The sequence below is a fragment of the Streptomyces sp. CB02400 genome (assembly GCF_001905725.1).
Classification (GTDB): Bacteria; Actinomycetota; Actinomycetes; order Streptomycetales; family Streptomycetaceae; genus Streptomyces; species Streptomyces atrovirens.
In genome coordinates this window covers 195,846-210,189 of record NZ_LIWB01000001.1, presented here as the reverse complement: position 1 = coordinate 210,189, position 14,344 = coordinate 195,846, and the positions used below count along the sequence as shown (strand labels likewise).

At 71.6% G+C, this 14,344-nt stretch carries 8 protein-coding genes and 1 riboswitch; of the genes, 5 read left to right on the top strand and 3 right to left on the bottom strand.

Features of this window, described 5'->3' with window-relative positions; translation table 11 throughout:
* Nucleotides 1-29 precede the first annotated feature (29 nt).
* From AMK33_RS00870 to AMK33_RS00850, 5 genes are all read left to right on the top strand, one after another.
* Nucleotides 30-1,244, top strand: coding sequence for a M20 metallopeptidase family protein (locus AMK33_RS00870; RefSeq protein WP_073930721.1), 1,215 nt, complete (start codon nt 30-32; stop codon nt 1,242-1,244).
* Nucleotides 1,241-2,689 carry an MFS transporter gene (locus tag AMK33_RS00865; protein ID WP_073930720.1) on the top strand — a complete coding sequence of 483 codons (1,449 nt, stop codon included), beginning with the start codon at nt 1,241-1,243 and terminating at the stop codon, nt 2,687-2,689. Before AMK33_RS00870 ends, AMK33_RS00865 begins: the two co-directional genes overlap by 4 nt.
* 301 nt (nt 2,690-2,990) lie before the next feature.
* A riboswitch (cobalamin riboswitch) is annotated at nt 2,991-3,181 on the top strand.
* A gap of 13 nt (nt 3,182-3,194) precedes the next feature.
* Nucleotides 3,195-4,259 (top strand): ABC transporter substrate-binding protein, encoded by a 1,065-nt coding sequence (locus AMK33_RS00860; RefSeq protein WP_073930719.1) that lies wholly within the window; start codon nt 3,195-3,197, stop codon nt 4,257-4,259.
* Nucleotides 4,256-5,320, top strand: coding sequence for a FecCD family ABC transporter permease (locus AMK33_RS00855; RefSeq protein ID WP_073930718.1), 1,065 nt, complete (start codon nt 4,256-4,258; stop codon nt 5,318-5,320). Before AMK33_RS00860 ends, AMK33_RS00855 begins: the two co-directional genes overlap by 4 nt.
* Entirely contained in the window at nt 5,317-6,180 is an 864-nt protein-coding gene (locus AMK33_RS00850) for an ABC transporter ATP-binding protein (RefSeq protein ID WP_079194694.1), read from the top strand. Before AMK33_RS00855 ends, AMK33_RS00850 begins: the two co-directional genes overlap by 4 nt.
* Before the next feature lie 303 nt (nt 6,181-6,483).
* Here the strand turns inward: AMK33_RS00850 and AMK33_RS44850 are convergent, their stop codons facing one another.
* Genes AMK33_RS44850 through AMK33_RS00830 form a run of 3 tightly spaced genes read right to left on the bottom strand, consistent with a single transcriptional unit; the run spans nt 6,484 to nt 14,332 of the window.
* Entirely contained in the window at nt 6,484-11,286 is a 4,803-nt protein-coding gene (locus tag AMK33_RS44850) for an SAV_2336 N-terminal domain-related protein (RefSeq protein WP_327378038.1), read from the bottom strand.
* Nucleotides 11,283-12,374, bottom strand: a complete 1,092-nt coding sequence (locus AMK33_RS00835) for an AAA family ATPase (protein WP_073930717.1) — start codon at nt 12,372-12,374, stop codon at nt 11,283-11,285. The genes AMK33_RS44850 and AMK33_RS00835 overlap by 4 nt, the downstream gene beginning before the upstream one ends.
* Nucleotides 12,371-14,332 carry a VMAP-C domain-containing protein gene (locus tag AMK33_RS00830; RefSeq protein ID WP_073930716.1) on the bottom strand — a complete coding sequence of 654 codons (1,962 nt, stop codon included), beginning with the start codon at nt 14,330-14,332 and terminating at the stop codon, nt 12,371-12,373. The genes AMK33_RS00835 and AMK33_RS00830 overlap by 4 nt, the downstream gene beginning before the upstream one ends.
* Nucleotides 14,333-14,344: the final 12 nt, after the last annotated feature.

Here is a 14,344-nt window from a genome sequence, read left to right as displayed (position 1 = left end):
TTTCTTCTGCCGGGCGCACCCTATCGGCCATGTTCCAGCTCAGCGACGCCTCCGTACTCACCGACGACCTGCGGCGACTGCGCCGCGCACTGCACCGCGACCCCGAGGTCGGCCTGCACCTGCCGCGGACCCGGCAGACCGTGCTCGCCGCCCTCGACGGGCTCGGCCTGGAGATCACCACCGGTACGGCCCTCAGCTCGGTCGTCGCCGTGCTGCGCGGCGGCCGGCCCGGCCCCGCGGTGCTGCTGCGCGCCGACATGGACGCGCTCCCCGTGGCCGAGGCCACCGGACTGCCCTACGCCTCCCGGCGCCCCGGCGTCATGCACGCCTGCGGGCACGACCTGCACACCGCCGCCCTGGTCGGCGCCGCCCGGCTGCTCGCCGGACGCGGGGCGGAGCTGGCGGGCGACGTGGTGTTCATGTTCCAACCCGGGGAGGAGGGTCACGACGGTGCCCGCCTCATGATCGAGGAGGGCGTGCTGGACGCGGCGGGCGAGCGCGTGGTGGCCGCGTACGCCCTGCACGTCACCGCCAACACGCTCCCCGCCGGCGTCGTGGCCACCCGGCCCGGCACCGTACTCGCCGGCTCGGACGGGTTCGACGTCACCGTCACCGGCCGCGGCGGCCACGGCTCCTCACCCCACACCGCCGCCGACCCGGTCACCGCCGCCTGCGCGATGGTGACCGCGCTGCAGACGATGGTCACGCGCACCGTGGACGTCTTCGACCCCGCCGTCCTCACCGTCGGCTCGGTGCACGCCGGGGAGGCACGCAACGTCATCCCGGAGACCGCAGTGCTCCGGGCGACGGTCCGCACCTTCTCCGAGGCCACCCGTGCCAAGGTGCGGGAGGGCGTGCTGCGCACGGTGCGGGGCATCGCGGACGCGCACGGCGTCACCGCCGACGTCAACTACCAGGACGGCTACCCGGTGACCGTCAACGACCCGGCCGAAACCGCGTTCGCCACCACGGTGGCCGCGGAACTGCTCGGAGAGGCCCGCAGCCTCACCGCGCCCCGCCCGATCTCCGGCTCGGAGGACTTCTCCCTCGTGCTCCAGGAGGTGCCCGGCGCGTTCCTGGGCATGGGCGCCTGCCCCACCGGCCTCGACCCGGCCACCGCCCCGATGAACCACTCACCGCACGCCGTCTACGACGACGGGGTACTGCCGGCCGCGGCGGCGCTGCTGGCTGACCTCGCCGCCCGGCGGCTGGAAGGGGCGGCGGCGGGGGCGGTGGAGGCATGACCGGCACCGCCGCACCCGGCAGGACCGCCGGCATCGCGCCCGGCGCCTCGGTGACCGCGGTCGTCGGACTGCTCGTCCTGTTCGAGGCGATGAGCGGCATCACCCAGATGGGCATCACCCCGCTGCTGCCCGAACTGGCCGCCGCCTACGGCCTCGACGGCTCCGCCGCTAACTGGATCGGGGCGGTACAACTGCTCGCCGCGACCGTCTGCGTACCGCTCTTCGGGCGCCTCGGGGACCTGTACGGCCACCGCCGGATGCTCCGGGTGGCACTGGTGTGCGTGGCGGCCGGCTCGCTGCTCGTGGCGCTCGCCCCCACTCCGGCGCTGCTGTGGACCGGGCGGGCGTTGCAGGGGCCGCTCGCCGCGCTCCTGCCGCTGGAGATCGCCCTCGTCCGGGACCGGCTGTCGGTGCCCGACGCCCGCCGGGCCATCGCCCGGCTGGTCGGGGCGCTCACCGTCGGCGGACTGCTCGGCGCGGCCCTGATGGGCGCGGCGGCCGACGCCCTCGGGGACGTCCGCACCGCGCTGCTGATCCCGGCCGGGCTCGCCGCGGTCTGCGTACCGCTGTCGTTCGTCGCGGTCCCCGAGTCCGCCGCGGCGGGCGGGGAACGGATGGACTGGGCCGGGTTCGCGCTGCTCGCCCTCGGCGCGAGCACCCTGCTCGCCGGCGTCTTCGCACTGGAGCGGGGCGGCGGCGCCGGGCCCCTGGTGGCCGGCCCGCTGCTCCTCGGGAGCGCGCTGCTCGCGGTGTGGGTACGGGTGGAACTGCGCCGGCCCGATCCACTGGTGGACGTACGGTCACTGGCTGACCGGCGGGCGGGTCCGTTCTATCTGGCGGCGGCGGGCTTCGGCGTCGTCTACTTCGCCGCCCAGGCCCCGGAGACCACGTTCCTGGCCGCCGACCCGCACGAAACCGGCTACGGCTTCGGCATGTCCTCGGCGCAGATCTCCCTGGTGCTGCTGCCCGCCATCGTCGCCGCCGTCGTCGGGTCGGCCGTCACCGTGCCACTGGCCCGCCGCATCGGCTACCGCTCCGCGCTGGCCTGCGCGTTCGGACTGGTCGCGGTGAGCTTCCTGGCGCTGGCCGCGCGCCACGGCGCCGTGGGCGAGATCGTGGCGGCCAAGGTCGTCACCGGACTGGGGCTCGGCATCGCCCTGAGCGCCATGCCCACGGTGATCGTCGAGGCCGCCGACCGGTCCCGCAGCGGGGTGGCGACGGCCCTCTACAACAACGTGAAGACGTTCGGCGGGGCGGTCGCCGGCGGTCTCATGGCCGCCGTACTGGCCACGTCCTCCCACAACACCCCGACGTCGAACGCCGCCCCCGAGGAGGGCGCCTACGTGGCGGTGTGGCTGCTGTGCGCGGGCTGCGCCGCGGCCGGCGCCGGCGCGGCCCTGCTGGCCCGCCGGACGGAGGGGGCGGACAGCGGCGTCTCCCGGTGACGACCGCGTCAGCCGGGCAGATCCGGTCCGGCGACGGCCGCTTGCCGACGGGGAGGCGGTCCAGGACCTTCCACCGGCCGGTGCGGGCCGGGCGCCGCGCGGGATGGAACCAGACCACCGGGTGAGCACACGTACGGCGACGAGTTCTTGACGGGTCGCGGAGTGGACGGTGGCACCATGTGCCCGGTTCGGCCTGGCGTGGCCGTCCCTCCGAAGCGGGCCTTCATCCGGACATACGCGCCTGGAGCTCGCAACGGGTGCTTCGGACTGCGTAAGTAAGGCTGTGGTAACTTCCGGACGCCAGTCAAACTCGTGAACGCGGTCGTACGCGTGCACGGGTCAGGGAATCCGGTGAGAGTCCGGAACTGACGCGCAGCGGTGAGGGTGACGGGCGGGGCAGCAGCCACTGGACGACGGCCACGGCCGGGTCCGGGAAGGCGTCCCGCCGGGATGATCCCGAGTCCGAAGACCTGCTGGCGCCCGATCGTCCGCACGGGCCCCGCGCATGGGTCCTGACGTTGAGAAAGCCGACACCGTGCATCTGTCACGTCCTGCCCGCCGTTCCGTCCTGCTCCTGACCGGGGCGCTGCTGCTCACCGCATGCGGTTCCGGTTCCGGCCCGTCCTCGAAGCCCGCCGGCTCCGGCGACCGGCCCGTCACCTTCGACAACTGCGGGCGGGAGGTGACGGTCGAGACCCCGCCGAAGCGGGCCGTGTCCCTGAACCAGGGCACCACCGAGATCCTGCTCTCCCTCGGCCTGGCCGACCGCATGGTGGGAACCGCCACCTGGACCGACCCGGTCCTGAAGGGACTGGAGAAGGCCGACGCCGAGGTGACCCGGCTCGCCGACAACCAGCCGTCGTTCGAGAAGGTCCTGGCCACCGAACCGGACTTCGTCGCCTCCTCCTTCACCTCCACCCTGAGCAAGGGCGGTGTGGCCCCCCGCGAGAAGTTCGAGGAACTCGGCGTGCCGACGTATCTGTCGCCCGCCGACTGCGAGGGCAAGGACAACAGCGGCGACGGCGACGGCTCACGGACCGTGCCCCTGGCCATGGAGACGGTCTACCGCGAAGTGCGGGAACTGGCCCGGATCTTCGGGGTGGAGGAGCGTGGCGAGAAGCTGGTCGCCGGGCTGAAGAGCCGGGTGACGAAGGCCTCTTCCGGGATCCGGGCCGGGAACACCACCGTCCTGTACTGGTTCGCGAACCAGGAGTCCCCCTACATGGCGGGCTGCTGCGGCGCACCCGGCATCATCACGAACGCGCTCGGCGCGAAGAACGTCTTCGACGACAGCACACAGGAATGGCCCCAGATCAACTGGGAGACCGTCGCCGACCGCGACCCCGACGTGCTCGTCATCGGCGATCTCACCCGCACGTCGCAGACCGCCGAGTCGGCCGCGAAGAAGATCACCTTCCTGGAGTCCAACCCGGCGACAAAGAACATGAAGGCGGTGAAGAAGAAAAGGTACGTGCTGCTCAGCGGGCAGGCCATGAATCCGACGATCCGTACCGTCGAGGGCGTGGAGAAGGTGGCCGCGGCGCTGCGCGGATACGGACTCGCCGGATGACCACCGCCCTGAGGTCTCCCCGGACCCGCCCGCCGCGGTCCGCCGCCGGTGTGCTGCGCGGCGTGGTCGGCCTGGGCACCGGGCTGGCGGTGCTCACCGCGTCCGTCGCCGTGGCCATCACCATCGGCCCGGCGGACATCGGTGTGGGCGATACCTGGTCCGTGGTCGCCTCCCGCCTGGGCTGGGGCACGACGGAGCTGACCCCGATCCGGGAGGGCATCGTCTGGAACCTGCGACTGCCACGTACCCTGCTCGCCGCGGTGTGCGGCGCCGGACTCGCCGTGTGCGGCACGGTGATGCAGTCACTGCTGCGCAACCCCCTCGCCGACCCCTTTGTCCTGGGCGTCTCCTCCGGAGCGTCGACCGGCGCCGTCATCGTGGTCGTCCTCGGCGCCGGCGGGGGTGTCCTGTCCGTCTCCGGTGGCGCGTTCGTGGGCGCGGTCGGCTCGTTCGCGCTGGTGCTGCTGCTCAGCCACACACTAGGCGGGACGACGGACCGCGTGGTGCTGTCCGGAGTGGCCGCGATGCAACTGTTCTCCGCCCTGACCTCGTTCGTGGTGACGACGGCGGCCGACGCGGAGACCACCCGGGGCGTGCTGTTCTGGCTGCTCGGGTCGCTCAGCGGGGCCGGCTGGACCGAGGTGGGACTGTGCCTGGCCGTCCTGGCGCTCGCCCTCGTGGTGTGCCTGGGATACGCGCGCACCCTGGACGCCTTCGCCTTCGGCCAGGACGCCGCCGCGTCGCTCGGGGTCGCGGTGGCCCGGACCCGGCTGGTGCTGCTGTGCGTGACAGCGCTGCTGACGGCCGCGCTGGTCAGCTCGGCGGGCGCGATCGGCTTCGTCGGCCTGGTCCTGCCGCACGCCGCCCGCGCCCTCGTCGGCCCGGGGCACGCCCGGCTGCTGCCGGTCACCGCGCTCGCCGGGGCGGTGTTCCTGGTCTGGGCCGACACCCTGGCCCGTACCGTCCTCGATCCCCAGGAGGTGCCGGTGGGCGTGGTGACCTCGCTGGTCGGCGTCCCGGCGTTCGTCCTGGTCCTGTACCGCACGAGGAGGATGCGATGACGACCGGCACCGAGCGGCGGGACGGCGGCGCCCGGCCGCCCGGCCCCGGACAGACGACCGCCGGACAGACGACCGCCGAGCAGCCCACCCTCGCCGCCGACCGCGTGAGCCGCACCATCGACGGGCGGCTGATCCTCGACGGCGTGAGCCTCACCCCCCGCCCCGGCTCCGTGACCGGGCTGCTCGGCCCCAACGGCTCGGGGAAGTCGACGCTGCTGCGACTGCTGTCCGGTGTGCTCGCCCCCGCCTCCGGCGTCGTCACCCTCGACGGGCGTCCACTCGGCGACTGGGGCCGCCGAGCCGTGGCCCGACGCGTGGCCGTCGTCGAGCAGCATGCCGACACCCTCGTCGAGCTGACCGTTCTCGACGTCGTACGCCTCGGCCGCGTCCCGCACCGCCGCGCCTGGACCCCCGCGACCGCGGCGGACGAGGAAGCCGTACTCACCGCCCTGGAGCGCACCGGCCTCACCGACCGTGCGGACCAGCCCTGGCACACGCTCTCCGGCGGCGAACGGCAGCGCGTGCAGATCGCCCGTGCCCTGGCCCAGGAGCCGCGCGAGCTGCTGCTGGACGAACCGACCAACCACCTCGACATCCAGCACCAGCTCGACCTGCTGAACCTGGTCGCCGAGTTGCCCATCACCAGCGTCGTCGCCCTGCACGACCTGAATCTGGCGGCCATGTACTGCGACCAGGTCGTCGTGCTCCGGCAGGGCCGGGTGGTAGCCGCCGGTGCCCCGGACGGCACGCTGACCGAGTCCCTGATCGCCGACGTCTACGGCGTACGCGCCGCGGTCACCCGCCCCGGCCCCGGCGACCGGCCGCACATCCGCTTCCTGGGCACGGTGACCGGCGACTGAGCGACGGAGCCCGCGTCGAGCGCGTGGTCCACCTCACCCTCAGTATGCGGGAGGCGGCCCGACGGGCGGGAATCCGGCAGGTCCAGCCATGCCGTCCGAGCAGTGCGGGGACGTCGACTCGCAGGTCGTGCGCAAGGTTCGCGTTCCCTTCGCCGTGCCGGAACCGCTTGGTCGCCTTCATCCGTGACCTCTCGCGAGGACTCGCCGTTCATCGGTCAGCCCGCCACCCTGTGCGTACCTCATGCACTCGACGTACCGCAGGGGTCATGAAGCGTCAGCCCCGCCGGCACCACACTTCGAAGGTCAGTGGGTGGGTGAGTCGCCGAAGGCGGCGGCCAAGGTACGGGCCTGGGCGGCTTCGGTGGGGGCGTTGGCCCGGGTGAAGGCGTCGGCGGCCCGGAGGTAGGCGGCGCGGGCCTCGGCGGGGCGGTGGGCGGTCTCATGCGCGAGGGCCAGGTTGTAGAGGGTCCGCCCCTCGCCGTACCGGTCCTCAAATCCTCGGAAGAGCTCCAGAGACCTTCCGTACGCCTCGATCGCCTCCTCCGCCCGGCCCGCCTGCCGCAGGGCGACACCGAGGCTGTCCCACGCCCTGCCTTCGCCGTGGCGGTCTCCGGTGGTCTTGTACAGGCCGAGGGCCCGCGTGTGGGCGTCGATCGCCTCCCCCGTCCGGCCCAACTCCCCCAAGGCGAGGCCGAGGTTGTTCCACGCGCCGGCCTCACGATGGTGGTTTCCGGCGGCCTGGTACAGGTCACGGGCCCGCGTATGGGCGTCGATCGCCTCCTCCACCCGGCCCGCCCCTCCCAGGGCGACACCGAGGCTGTCCCACGCGCCGGCCTCGCCGCGGCGGTCCCCGGCGGCCTGGTACAGGTCACGGGCCCGCGTATGGGCGTCGATCGCCTCCTCCACCCGGCCCGCCTCGCGCAGGGCGTTGCCAAGGTTGTTCCACGCGATGGCCTCGCCCAGCCGGTCCCCGGCAAGCTGCGCGGCCTCCCGCGCCGCCTCCGCTACGGCAATCAAGTCGTCGAAATATCGCCGCCAGTCCAGGTACACCGCCAGACACAAAGCCAGCCGCATCGCCGCGCCCGCGAACCGCTCCTCCCGTCCCCACCCCACCGCCGCCACCAGGCCCGCCCGCTCACCGTCCAGCCACGCCAACGCCTGCCCCCGGTCCCCGAACCGCTCCGGCTCCTCCATCCCCGGCAGCCACCGCAACCGGTCATCGGCCGCATCCGCCCACCGCGCGTAGAACCCCAGCACCCGCTCCCGCGCCCTCTCCCCTTCTTCGCTCAACTCCGCGTTCCCCGCCACCACACTCACGCCGAACGCCCGTACCAGATCGTGCACCCGCCACCATCCGCGTCCACTTCCCCTCTCCACGAGGTGTGCATCGGCCAATTCCTCGAGGTCGCGCACCGGAGGCTCCTCGGCACCGACCAGCGCCGCGACGACCTCGTCACTCACCTCGGGCCCCGGCGCGAGGGCGAGCAGACGCAGCAGCCGGGCCTGATCGGGCGGCAGTCGGCGGTAGGAGAGCTCGAAGGCCGCGCGGACGCTGCGCTCGCCGTCGTCGAGGTGGTCGAGCCGGTCGTGGAACTCGGTCAGTCCTGTCACGAGTTCGGTCACCGGCTTGCCCGGGTCCTCCACCAGCCGAGCAACCGCGATCTGCAGGGCCAGCGGGAGATGCCCGCAGAGGCCGGCGAGTCGCTCGGCCGTGTCGGGGTCGTCGGCCACCCGGCTGTCGTACGGGTCGGCGATCCGCAGGGCGCGGTCGAGGAGTTCGTACGCCTGCTGTGGGCTGAGCCGGTCCAAGAGGAGAAGGTGCGCGCTCAGTTGGGGCAGCCGGTCGCGTGACGTGATCAGGACGTGGTGCCGGGAGTCGCCCGGCAGGAGGGGCCGTACCTGCTCCGGCGAGGAGGCGTTGTCGGCCAGGACCAGCACCGCGCCGCGCTCCTGGGCCCGCACGGCCAGCACCGAGCGGTAGAGCGCCGTCCGCTCGTCCGTCGTGGTGGGGATGTGTTCCGGCGGGGTGCCGAGGGCGCGCAGCAGGGCCTGGAGGGCACGGTCGGCGGTGACGGGCTCCCGGTCGTAGCCGTGCAGGTCGATGAAGAGGACCCCACCGGGAAACCAGCCCCGCTCACGGGCCAGGCGCGCGGTCTCGACGGCGAGCGCGGTCTTGCCGATACCGGCGGGACCGGACACGGCGGCGACGAGGGTCGCCGCCGACTGTGTTCCGGCCGGGTCCAGCGTGCGCAGCAGCTCCTCCGTCTCGTGCTCCCGGCCCGTGAACCCACCGATCCGCGGCGGCAGGGCGGCCATCGCCTCCGGGACAGCGGCCCCACCCTCCTGGTTCAGAACCTGGACACCGATCACCTCGCGCAGGAAGACCCCGTCCCGGAAGTCGGTGTGGTCACCGTCGTACCAGGCCACCCCACTTCCCGGCGCGGACCGCTCCATGGCCCGCGCGACGGCACCGGCGACACCCCGCGGATCGGCGGCGAACAGGTCGGCCACCGCCTCACCCCACTCCCGTACGGCCTCCCGCCATACCGGATCCGCCGCCGCCTCGGCGATCTCCCAGGCGGATGCCCCGGCATCGAGCCCCACCGCACGCGCCAGCCTCTCCACCGCCCGGCGTCCGCCGTCCCCACCCGCCCCCTCGGCCAGGGCCGCCAACAGCACCGTTCTCGTCTGCCCGTTCCCTGCCTCGTCCCCGAACCGGTGGGAGATCTCCTCATTGTCATGACGAGGCCGGTGCTTGCGCAGCACCGCCATCGTGACCGCGGCCGCCTGCTCGGCGGCGAGCTCCTGTGAGCCAGCGGCGTGGGCATCACGTTTGCCGCCATCGGCGCGATCGCTGATGCCCCGGATCACCAGGGCGTTCGACTGGCCGCTCAGATGGGCCGCCTGGAGCGCGCCGGAGCCCTCCATCTCGATCGCGCCCGCGTCGTTGTAGCTCCTGCGAATGAACCGGGCGATCTCGGACTCGGCGTCCGCCAGGACCACGTCACCCGTGGCGATCGGCAGGAAGTGCGCCCGCACGTCGTGCATGTCCCGTACGGCGGAACGGGCCGCCTGTTCGAGTGCGAGCGAGCCCGGCAGGGCGTTCGGCCGGACCAGGAAACCCTCCGGCGTCTGCTTGCCGCCGTGGATCTCGTACACCTTCGTGCCCACGACGACGTCGCCGATCTCGACGTCGTCCTTCAGACTGCCGGCGACACCGACGAAGAACACGGCCTCGGGACGCAGCCAGTTGATGAGCTGCGTGGTGAGAGCGGCAGCCCGCTCGGCGCCCATGCCCAGCTCGGCGATGGCAACCTGCCAGGGGGTACCGGATAGTGGGCCCCTTTCGACTCGGCTCCCGTCACGGTGCACCAACTCCTCCCGCTCCTCGACGTGCGCGCGGACGGCGGCGTATTCGAGAGGGAGTGCGGTCAGGACGAGAACGGTGGATCGTGCTGCCGGCTCAGCAGGTTGTGGCGCCGGCTGCGTCGCCACGTCCGGCACCGCCTGCTCACGCAGTGTCGTCGGTGCCGGACGTCTGCCTTGCCGCCGACGTACCAGGTTGTGGACCTCCGCCCAGTGTCGCGCACCCACCGGGAGGGTGAGCGTTCCGTCGGGGTCGGGCACAGTGGCCGTGAAGCGAGCACTGATCGTCGGGGCGTTGCGCTTCATGTACGCGGAGACCGTGTCGATCACTTCCTCGGCCTCGTCCCGGCGAATGCTGCTCAGCAGGCGCTCCCTTGCGCCCGGAACGAACTCATAGGCCTGGCCCATTACGTCATCGGCGCGGGCGCCGCCGGGCACTCTCCGCAGGAGTCCGCTATAGATGATCTCCGCCAGGTCGGACAGGGGACTGTCCGGCAGCATCGCGGACTGCACCGTACGCATCACCGCCAGGTTGAGCGGGACAGCAGCGAGGTACGCGGCAAGGCGGAAGACCTGGGGCTGTGCCTGGGCCCGGAAGTCATCGAACGTAACGTCCCGTCCGGGCACTTCGTTCACGTCGAACACCCCGGGGCCGGGCCGCGAGAGAGCCGCGGGCGCGGGCAGCAGTACCGCGGCTGCGTCGAACGCGGCAGGTTCCGCGATCGCGTGTGCCCAGGGGGCTAGCCACTCAGGGCTGACCCCCAACACCGGCACGGGAACAGCACCACGCTTCGGGCCACCCGAGCGCAAGCCGTAACCGGTGTACAGCAGAGTGGAGTTGGCCCCTCCCGCTTCCGTGCTGCGAAAGCGCCCCGGCTCAGGTGCCAGGGCCGTCCGCTCCCAGACGTGCTCAGGCAGCGCCTGGAGTATCGCTGTCGGGCCACTGGCTGCCCACTTCCGCAGCGCCCCCCTCAGCATGTCGGATCCCCAAGCCGGTGCCACACCGTCCGTGAGGACAAGGGTGGCCGTGCGCCCCGTGGGATCAACCACAGAACTCGTCGAGCGCAGCAAGTGCGGCGGGGTCGCGGCGCCGATTCCGAGCCCGGGAGAACCGTCGCCCCGTGCCAGCAAACGGCACAGGCGTACGTCACGGAACGCGCCGAGCTGTTGGCACAGGGCGCGCAATTCGCGTGCAAGCGGCTCCCAGAAGATGCCGCTCTCACTGTACGCGTCCAGGACGATCACGAGGTCGAGCCATCGGTCCTCGGCCGGCGTGAGCACAGGGATCCAGTGGTGGTGGTCGGCGATCCGGGTCGCAGTGGCCTCCTCGTCGAGAACCGTGCTCACCGTGGAGGGGACGCGCCGTTTGAGAGGGCGCAGTGCGCGTGCCAGTTCGCGGTGGCGGGGCAACGCCGTCGGCCCGCCCACGCGAACCGGCGCCGCTTGTACGGTTTCTTTTTCCGCCCCCTCGTCCGGGGAGCCGTGCCGAGGCAGATAGAACCGCGTGGCCTCGGCATCGGATCGGCCGCTGTCGCCGGCCTGGGACGACTCCGGCCTGGGACCGCCCTCCGTGGTGGACGGAATCGGGCGATCCCCGGACGGCAGGAGCACCCGCCCGGCCTGCCCGATCCCCTCGGGCAAATGCCGTGCCAGCCAGATGAGTTCGGCTACTTCGCGAGGTGTGGGCGGCTGCTCCGCCGGACAGAGGTCGGCGAGCAGCGAGCCGAATCGCTCAATCACGACTCCGTCGGCACCGTCACATTGAGATGCTGGAACACCAGCGCGGTGAGCCGATCGAGGCTCGGCGCACCGTCACGTGCCGTACGGCTCACCAGGTAGACGGCGTTGAGGAGCTGGTCGGTGGCCAGCTCGCCCGACGCGGCATGGCTGAGGAACCTGCTGATGACTTCGTCGGCGTCCTCGGCGGCTGTGGGGAGATGTGCCCGCACGATGGTACGCAGCCGTTCGTCGTCGTCGACGGCCGGGAGATGGAGCCGGACGCAGCGACGAAGGAACGCGGGCGGGAACTCACGCTCACCGTTGCTCGTCAGGATGACGAAGGGGAACGTGCGGCAGCGTAGCGTGCCGTGCACGACCGTGACCCGGGCACCGTCGTCGGCCGGACGGACCCGGACCCTGGGCTGCTTGTCGGCAACCCTGGAGAGTTCCGGGATCTCGAACATGCCCTCCTCGAAGACATCGAGGAGGTCGTTGGGCAGGTCGATGTCGCTCTTGTCGATCTCGTCGATGAGCAGGACACGTGGCAATGCGTACGGTGCCAGAGCCGTGCCGAGCGGTCCGAGCCGCAGATAGCGCCCGAGGTCCGTACCGTGCTCCGCCTCTGCGGCCGGGTCCGTGGTGGCACTTCTCCCGGCGGCGTCGCCCTTCCCGCTCGCTTCCGGCACACCGCTTGCGGGGCCCCGGGCCGCGCGGTTGACTCCGGCGTCCTCCAGCCGGCCCAGGGAGTCGTACCGGTACAGGCCGTCGCGCAGTCCGGTCTTGCTGTTGATCGGCCAGCGCAGCACCGTGCCCAGCTTCAGTTCACGAGCGACCGCATACGCCAGCGTGGACTTTCCGACACCGGGATCGCCCGTCACCAACAGCGGGCGGCGCAGGTACAGGGCCGTGTTGACCGCCTCGATGGTGCGTTCCTCGGCCTTGTACGCGTCAGCTCTCGGGAGCCGTCGGTCCCCGAGGGCTTCGGCGTTCCGGTCGAACGGGGTGACCTCACCGGCGCGCTCGAAGTCCCGCCACGGCGGCGGATCCGGCAAGCGGTCAATGCCGTCGTGCGGTTCTCGCACACCTCGGTAAATCCGCCACTCGCTCATCGGGGGCGTCCTTCCTGGGCCGGGGCCAGAGGAGATCGGGGGATCTGGCGTCGAGGGTCGTCCCACAACAGGACGATGTCGTCACCGAGATGCCCTTCCCTCTTCGAGGGCTTCTGCGCGTCGACACGCAACTGACGGACTCTTTCGGGCAGCTCGTCTCGCCGGGTGTCGTCCAAGGTGGCACACAGTTCGGCGAAGAAACCGTTGCCGGGACAGGCCCGTCTGCCCGGCGCCCCGCAGCGGCCGCCGTCATCACGCTCGCAGGCCGGGCTGCCCCGCCGCCACACCATCATCGGCACTCCGGACGCGACGGCCACTTGGTAGGCGTCCGAGACCGGCTGCGACTGCGGAGAACCAGCGAGCGCGAGCGCGGCCAATGTCGGATCGCTGTCGAACGAGGCGTCCAGCGCGGCCTGATGCTGATCACCTCGACCACACACGCACACCATCACCTCGCTGACCGCCTTGCCGTCCAGTTGCTGCCAGCGCTCAGCCCATGCCGCGTGCAGCGCCGGCGTCTCATGTCGCTCAAGCGGCCGGACCACCACACGTTGTTTGCGCCCCAGTGAGAACCAGGGCAACTGCGGCCAGAGCAAGAGATCGGCGAAGCCTTCGTCAAGCACCTCTTTCGGGAGGATCAGCTCGATCAGACCAGGGCGAGTGGCCCCACCCATGATCTCGATCTGTTCGGGCAGCAGCGCCGCCAGATGCTCGACCGCCTGGTTCAGGGGAAGCGCATCCGACTCCGGGGCAGCCGGATCGATGTCGTTCGCTGAGCGGTAGCGCCACACCCTGACGTGGTACAGCCGCCGGTCTCGCATCGAATGGCGAATCCTGCCGATGATCGATGCCTGAGCTTCCGACGCGGTCCCTCGGGCGAGACGCTGCTGGATCCCTTTACCGAGTCCGAGCCTGCCCGCTGTGATCAGCACCAGGTCGCGCAACTGCTGTACGGCTCCCTGACAGGCCGGACTCGCCGTCGCGGCCTTACGAGCGAGGTCGGCGGCGAAGGCCAGCTCGTAGGGCAGTTGACCGGCCTCGGGCGGCATCTGGGCGGCCAGCTCGGTGAAGACGTCACGGTGGTCCAGTAACGGATACGGCTCGGGCTCGCGGGCACCTTCGACGGCTGCGGCGAAGAACGCGGCACGATGGCTGCTCGTACTGGATGGTTTCACATCGGATTCGCCTTCGCCGCCTGTGCGGTGGGCCGGCAGAAGGTCCTCGTCCATCGGCTCCATCGGCAGCTGAGAGAAAATCGCCAGCAGTTGCCGTTCCTCGGCGGGGCTGAGCTCTGAATCGAGGCTCTCGTCGGCCCTTCCCCCGCCGGACTCGATGACGCGGTCGGACAGCCGGGCCCACTGGTCGTTCTGCCCGTGGAACGCATCATGTGCCCGTATGAGAGTGCGGTAGACCTCCCCGTCCAGCAGCCTCAGTGCGCTCACGGGGATACCGACACCTCCCATGAAGGTGTTCCGCAGCCTGGTGGCCTTGACGATCGCGCAGACGCCACCGGAGTCGTGGTTCAGTACCGGGCCGCCGGACAGCCCCTTGTTGACCTCGCCGCCCACCAACTCCAGCATCGAGCCGCCCTGCACCTTCGTGGTGCCCCCGCGGTTGAGGGCGGCGGAGCGCTCAGATGCCTTCCCGGGCTCGTAGATGTCGGAGAAGCCAATCGCGGTCAGGGGGGCGTCACGCGAAGGAGACACAGTGTCCAGCCAGACGCATGGGTGATTCGCGGGTGCGTCGAGAAGTCGTACTACGGCCAGATCCGGATAGGGCCACAAGTCCCGGCCCTTGGGCGGGGCCGACGCGGTCAGCACAGATCCCTCGAACTCCGTGTCGTTCCAGAAGACGGGTAACCGAGTACCCGTCCGTGCCCCGGCCACGTGGGCGCAGGTCACCACGTAGCCCGGGGCGACGAAGAAACCCGCCCCCTGTGACGCTCCGTGGACGCGCACGCGGCAGGTGCC

What these genes read in the sequence shown, in the direction of transcription:
- AMK33_RS00870 (WP_073930721.1), top strand. Translation starts at nt 30, where the DNA reads ATGTTCCAGCTCAGCGACGCCTCCGTACTCACCGACGACCTGCGGCGA.
- AMK33_RS00865 (WP_073930720.1), top strand. Translation starts at nt 1,241, where the DNA reads ATGACCGGCACCGCCGCACCCGGCAGGACCGCCGGCATCGCGCCCGGC.
- AMK33_RS00860 (WP_073930719.1), top strand. Translation starts at nt 3,195, where the DNA reads ATGGGTCCTGACGTTGAGAAAGCCGACACCGTGCATCTGTCACGTCCT.
- AMK33_RS00855 (WP_073930718.1), top strand. Translation starts at nt 4,256, where the DNA reads ATGACCACCGCCCTGAGGTCTCCCCGGACCCGCCCGCCGCGGTCCGCC.
- AMK33_RS00850 (WP_079194694.1), top strand. Translation starts at nt 5,317, where the DNA reads ATGACGACCGGCACCGAGCGGCGGGACGGCGGCGCCCGGCCGCCCGGC.
- AMK33_RS00835 (WP_073930717.1), bottom strand. Translation starts at nt 12,374, where the DNA reads ATGAGCGAGTGGCGGATTTACCGAGGTGTGCGAGAACCGCACGACGGC.